Origin of the sequence: Devosia sp., assembly GCF_036406155.1 — a bacterium.
Lineage (GTDB): Bacteria > Pseudomonadota > Alphaproteobacteria > Rhizobiales > Devosiaceae > Devosia_A.
In genome coordinates, this window is sequence record NZ_DASWVV010000152.1 from 1 (window position 1) to 6,111 (window position 6,111).

Consider the following 6,111-nt stretch of genomic DNA (forward strand, 5'->3'; position numbering starts at 1 on the left):
GAATCGAGGACTCCTGGGCCGCCGCCGCGCCGGGCGGCAAGGCCAGGGCCACGGCGGCCGCCAGCAGGGGAAGCAATCGGGGCATCGGCGGGTGTTCCGGGAGCACGCTGCCCTCGACCTTACAGGGCGCCTGCCCCGTTAAGCAACAAAGCGAAGGTCTTGACCGAAAGATCAAAACCGGATGACTCGCGCCCGGGAAACATGCAATATCCCGCGCAGCGGGGCATGGGGTTGTGCCCGCGACCGTTGTTGCAGCGCAAGGAGACGTCTCGTCAAGGGCGCCAACGCGACGCAATCATTGCAGAGGGAAACGATGACCAATCTGAAGAATATTCTCGGCCTTGCCGTTGCGGCCTCCGTGCTCGGCGCCGCCGTTCCGGCACTGGCGGAGGACGTCAAGCTCGGCATCCTGGGCGACCTGACCGGTCCCATCGAAAGCCTGGCTCCGCCGATCGTTGCCGGCGCGCAGCTGGCCTTCGACCACGTCAACGTCCAGGGCGGCATCCTCGGCGGCGGCAAGATCATCTCGATCGTCGGCGACAGCGCCTGCGACCCGTCCGTGGCCGGCCCGGCCGCCGACAAGCTCGTCAATACCGACCAGATCACCGCAATGGTCGGCGCCTTCTGCACCGGCGCCACCATCGGTGCGGCGACCGCCGCCGGCATCCCGGGCGGCATGGTCCAGATTTCTCCCTCGGCCTCGGCCCCGGCCCTGACCACGCTCCAGGACAACGACCTCGTCTTCCGCACCACCCCGTCGGACGCCTTCCAGGGCGTCAAGATGGCGGAGCTGCTGCTCTCCAAGGGCATCAAGGACGTGGCCCTCACCTACGTGAACAACGACTACGGCAAGGGCCTCGCCGACGTGTTCGCCCAGACCTTCACGGCCGGCGGCGGCACCGTCTCCGCCAATGTCGCCCATGAGGACGGCAAGGCCGACTATCGCGCCGAGCTCGGCCAGCTGGCCGGCAGCGGCTCGCAGTACCTCGCGATCCTCGCCTACGCTTCGGGTTCGGGCCGCACCATGCTGCAGCAGGCCATCGAGGGCGGCGAATTCGACGCCACCGCCTATATCGGCGGCGACGGCATGGTGGGCGACGACCTGCTGACCGGCCTGCCCGCCGACTCGATCAACGGCAAGATCATCGCCACCCGCGCCGGCGCCTATACCGGCGAATCCGCCAGCATCTACGCCAAGCTGGCCACCGACGCCGGCCAGGACCCGGCGGCGACCTACGCCCCGCAGGCCTACGACGCCGCCTTCCTGCTCGCGCTCGCCGTGCAGAAGAACGGCTCGGCCGCCCGCGAAGGCCTCTCCGCGGCGCTGCGCGAAGTCTCCTCGCCTCCGGGCGAGAAGGTGCTGCCCGGTGAGTGGTCCAAGGCGGCCGAGCTGCTCGCGGCCGGTACCGACATCGACTACGACGGTGCCGGCGGCCCGGCTGACTTCGACGCCAACGGCGACGTCGACGGCATCATCGTCGAACTGGCCGTCGAGAACGGCGCCTTCAAGGAAATCGGCCCGATCAAGTAATCGTTGCCGCCCTGACATGCGAGAGGCCCGGGAGCGATCCCGGGCCTCTTGTCATTCAGGGACACCGTGGCGTCGTTGATGGTAGCCCGGCAGGCATCCACGGTGGCGGCCAACGGATGAAAGGGTGCGCCGCACCGCAGGCTGCGGCACGGTTCCCGAGGCCCCGGGGCGTCACCGTCCCGTGCCGCCCCGACCGGTCAGCCCCTTTGGCTTTCGCCCTCCCGCCGGATGACCTCCGGGATCAGGCCGCGCGGGGCGAAGCGCAGGGCGATGGTGATGACGACGCCCAGCACCAGGACGCGCATCTGGCTGGCCCGCGACTGGATTTCCGGAATGGCGCCCCAGCCCCATTCGGTGGTCTGCGCGCTGATGGCGTTGAACAGGAACTGGGCCACCGGGTCCGAGATCATCCAGGTCAGGTAGATGAGCAGCGCCCCGAACAGGGCGCCCCAGTTGTTGCCGGCCCCGCCGACGATGACCATCACCCAGATCAGGAAGGTATGGTTGATCGGCTGGTACGCGCCCGGATCGTAGATCTGGCCGAACGTGGCCAGGATCGCCCCGCCAATGCCCATCAGCACCGAGCCGAGGATGAAGATCTCGAGCTGCCTTGCGTTAACGTTCTTGCCCATCGAGGCGGCGGCGACGTCGTTGTCGCGGATGGCCCGCATCATCCGGCCCCACGGCCCGCCATAGGCGCGCTGCACCAGGAAGAAGACGAGCGCGATCACCGCCAGCACCACCGCGAGGTAGCCCAGGCGCGCATAGAAGAACGAGTCGGCAATGGAGACGCCCTGCGCCTGCAGGTCCTGCGGCACCGGCGTCGGCCAGGGCAGCGGCGAGACCGTCAGCGTGCCGCGCGTCAGCCAGTCCATGTTCTTGAGCAGGGCGCGGATGATCTCGGAAATGCCGATGGTGGCGATGGCGAGATAATCGGTCCTGAGGCCGAGGCAGATGCGGCCCACGATATAGGCCGCGCCAGCGGCGAGCACGCCGCCGAAGGCCCAGCCCAGCACCGGATGCAGCCCGAGTCCACCGACCCAGCCGGGATCGTGCGCCTCGATATAGGCGACGGCCGGGTCGATCTGGCTGCGGTAGACCAGGTAGGCGACGGCCCAGGCCAGCACCAGCAGCGCCGTCTTCCAGCGCCCCCTTATGCCGATGCGGTCGGCGTTGCGGGCGCCGACCACCAGCAGCATGCCGGCGGCGAAGGCGAGCAGCGCCCGCGCCAGCATGGCGGGCCCTTCCGAGCCCCAGAAACTCGCGTTGACGGGATAGGAGACAAACGTCACCGCGGCGCCGCCCAGCATCAGGAAGCCCATGATGCCGAAGTTGAACAGGCCGCCATAGCCCCACTGGATGTTGAGCCCGAGCGCGATCAGCGCGTAGGCGAAGCTCTGCACCAGCAGCAGCGAGACGTTGGCGGCGCCGAGCAGCCAGCCGACCACGGCGAACAGCACGAACAGGCCGGCGAACAGGACCAGAGGGCGTTGCATCAGGTCGAGGCTCCCCTGAAGATGCCGGTCGGTCGCCACAGCAGCACCACCACCAGGATGACGAAGGCGACGGTGAGCTTGTATTCGGTGGGCACGATGGCGAGCTGCGTCGGCAGCTCGAACGGCACCATGCCCTTGAACGGCCGGAGCAGGATCGCCCAGTTGAAGATCGCGAGCGTCTCGGCGAAGCCGATGAGGAAGCCGCCGGCGATGGCGCCGTAGGACTGCCCCAGCCCGCCGACGATGGCGGCGGCAAAGATGGGCAGCACGATGTTGAAGGCCAGGTCCGGCTTGAGCGACACGTCGAGCGCCAGCATGGTGCCGGCCAGGCAGGCGAGCGCCCCGGCGATGATCCACGTCACCCGTACCACCAGCTTGGTGTTGATGCCGGAAACCTGGGCCAGGTCGGCGTTGTCGGCCATGGCGCGCATGGCCTTGCCCAGCCGCGAGCGGGTGAGGAACAGGTGCAGGGCCAGCACCGCGATCACCGTGCAGATCACCATCAGCAGCTGCGGCATGGTGAAGTTGATGGTGCGGGTCACGCCCTCGATCGGCACGGGGATCTTGAACAGCTGCTTGGTCTCGGTGTCAAAGAACGAGTAGTTGCCCGCCCCGAAGAACAGCCGGATCAGCCCCTGGATGATCAGCGTCACGCCGATGGAGGCGATCAGCAGCGTCACCGGCCGGGCGCCGCGCTGGCGCAGCGGCGCATAGAACACCTTGTCGAGGCCGAGCGCGATGCCGGCCGCGATCACCATGGCGATGGGCAGCACCACGAAGCCGGTCGGCACCGGGGCGACGATGCCCATGGCACTCGCCGCCATGGCCAAAAGGAAGGCGATGAAGCCGCCCATGGTCATCATGTCGCCATGGGCGAAATGGGCGAAGCGCAGGATGCCGAAGATCAGCGTCACCCCGATGGCGCCGATGGCATAGATCGAGCCCAGCACCACCCCGGAGATGAGCACCGTGTTGAAAAAGAACACCAGTTCGTTCATCGCTTGGCCTCGCCCCCGAGGAAACTCCTCGCCACTTCCGGATCGGCGATCAGTTCCGCTCCCGTGCCGGTGAAGCGGTTCTGCCCGTTGGCGAGCACGAAACCCTTGGACGCGAAGGCCAGCGCCTGGCGCGCGTTCTGCTCCACCATCAGGATGCCGACGCCGGCCTTGTTGACCTTGACGATCTGCTCGAAGATTTCGATGACGTAGCGCGGGCTGAGCCCCGCCGACGGCTCGTCCAGCAGCAGCAGGCGCGGCTGGCTCATCAGCGCCCGGCCCATGGCCACCATCTGCCGCTGGCCGCCGCTCAGTTCGCCCGCCTTCTGGTGCCGCTTTTCGAGCAACGGCGGGAACATGCCGTAGACCCATTCGAGGGTGGCGGTGAAATCGTCGTTGCGGGTGAACGCCCCCATCTCGAGGTTTTCCTCGACGCTCATCGAGGTGAAGACGTTCTTCTCCTGCGGGACGAAGGACAGGCCCTTGGGCACCAGCTTGTCGGGGAGCGAATTGGTGATGTCCTCCCCGGCGAAGCTGATGGCGCCGGACTCCACCTTGAGCAGGCCGAACACGGCCTTGAGCGTGGTCGACTTTCCGGCCCCGTTCGGCCCGACGATGACGCCGATATCGGATTGCTCGATGGCGATGTTCACGCCGTTAAGGATGGGCGCGCCGCCGTAGCCGGCGACCACGTCCCGGATCTCTATGAGACTCACTATGCGGCCTCCACGGGGGTGCCGAAATAGGCCTCGATGATCTGCGGGTTGGCCCTGATCTCCGCCATCGGGCCCTGGGCGATGACTTCGCCCTGGGCCATCACGATCACCGGGTCGCAGAGCCGGCCGATCAGGTCCATGTCGTGCTCGATGACGAAGAAGGTGTAGCCCAGTTCCTGGTTCATGCGCTCGATATTGGCCGCCAGGTCCTGCAGCAGCGTGCGGTTGACGCCGGCGGCCACCTCGTCGAGCAGCACCACCTTGGCGTCGACCATCATGGTGCGGCCGAGCTCGAGCAGCTTCTTCTGCCCGCCGGAGAGGTTGCCGGCAAGCTCGTGCCGGACATGACCCAGCTTGAGGAAATCGATGACGTCGAGGGCCTTCTGGCGCACCGCCCGGTCTGCCGCTTCGACCTTGCCCGGCATCAGCCAGGTGGTGACCAGGCTCTCGCCCGGCTGGCCGGCGGGCACCATCATCAGGTTCTCGAGCGCGGTCATGTTCGAGAACTCGTGCGCGATCTGGAACGTGCGCAGCATGCCGCGATGGAACAACTGATGCGGCTTGAGGCCGGTGACGTCGGCGCCGTCGAAAACGATGCGGCCGCTGTCGGGGGCGATGTTGCCCGCAACGAGGTTGAACAGGGTGGACTTGCCGGCCCCGTTGGGCCCGATCAGGCCGGTGATCGACCCGCGCGCCACGCGCAGCGAGCAATTATTGACGGCCAGCAGGCCGCCAAAGCGTTTGGAGACGTTCTGCACGTCGATGACTGCGTCGAAGGGCACCAACCCCGTCCTGACCGTTAGCTGCGCGTAAAGGCCTTTGCCTTGTTTTGGCCGCATCTGCTCATAAGCGAGGCGACCGGTCAACCTTGACCGAAAGGTCAAAGCGCCGCGAGCACCGCATCGGCCGTGGCGCGGTTGACGGCGAACAGCGTGTCGTACAGCGTCGCCAGCCGGGTCAGGGCCTTGATGTCGACGTCGTGCGGTTGCGCCGTGAGCGGATCGACGAAGAAGACGAGTGCGTCGAGCCGGCCTTCCGCGATCATCGCCCCGAGTTGCGCGTCGCCACCGAGCGGCCCGCTCTTGAGGCGGGTGAGCGCGAGCCGCGCCCCGTCCGCCACGCGGCCGCCGGTGGTGCCGGTGGCCCACAGCTCGTGCCGGCTGAGCCGATCGCGGTTGGCCAGCGCCCAGGCGACCAGCTCATCCTTCTTGTCGTCATGGGCGACGAGACCGATGCGGGCCATGGCGGTTTCTCCGTTTGCGGTCCTTTCAACCACCGCACGGCCGCGACCGCAACCGTCAGGCGGCGTCCTTGGCGCCGCCGCGGGCTCAGAACTCCGCCCAGTCCTCGTCGAGGGCAGCATTGCCGCGCCC

At 67.5% G+C, this 6,111-nt stretch carries 6 protein-coding genes; 1 reads left to right on the plus strand and 5 read right to left on the minus strand.

What is annotated here, in order from left to right:
• The first annotated feature begins 313 nt into the window (after positions 1-313).
• Positions 314-1,531: an ABC transporter substrate-binding protein gene (locus tag VGD93_RS09710; RefSeq protein ID WP_395011527.1), complete on the plus strand. Its 1,218-nt coding sequence runs from the start codon at positions 314-316 to the stop codon at positions 1,529-1,531.
• 197 nt (positions 1,532-1,728) lie between these two features.
• Here the strand turns inward: VGD93_RS09710 and VGD93_RS09715 are convergent, their stop codons facing one another.
• The 5 genes from VGD93_RS09715 to VGD93_RS09735 all read right to left on the minus strand — a co-directional run bounded on the left by VGD93_RS09715 (position 1,729) and on the right by VGD93_RS09735 (position 5,981).
• Complete coding sequence (locus VGD93_RS09715) at positions 1,729-3,027, minus strand: branched-chain amino acid ABC transporter permease (protein WP_395011529.1); 1,299 nt, start codon at positions 3,025-3,027, stop codon at positions 1,729-1,731.
• Positions 3,027-4,025, minus strand: a complete 999-nt coding sequence (locus VGD93_RS09720) for a branched-chain amino acid ABC transporter permease (protein ID WP_395011531.1) — start codon at positions 4,023-4,025, stop codon at positions 3,027-3,029. Before VGD93_RS09720 ends, VGD93_RS09715 begins: the two co-directional genes overlap by 1 nt.
• Positions 4,022-4,738: an ABC transporter ATP-binding protein gene (locus VGD93_RS09725; RefSeq protein WP_395011533.1), complete on the minus strand. Its 717-nt coding sequence runs from the start codon at positions 4,736-4,738 to the stop codon at positions 4,022-4,024. Before VGD93_RS09725 ends, VGD93_RS09720 begins: the two co-directional genes overlap by 4 nt.
• Positions 4,738-5,520 carry an ABC transporter ATP-binding protein gene (locus VGD93_RS09730; protein WP_395011535.1) on the minus strand — a complete coding sequence of 261 codons (783 nt, stop codon included), beginning with the start codon at positions 5,518-5,520 and terminating at the stop codon, positions 4,738-4,740. The genes VGD93_RS09725 and VGD93_RS09730 overlap by 1 nt, the downstream gene beginning before the upstream one ends.
• 98 nt (positions 5,521-5,618) lie before the next feature.
• Positions 5,619-5,981, minus strand: a complete 363-nt coding sequence (locus tag VGD93_RS09735; protein ID WP_395011537.1) for a methylglyoxal synthase — start codon at positions 5,979-5,981, stop codon at positions 5,619-5,621.
• Positions 5,982-6,111: the final 130 nt, after the last annotated feature.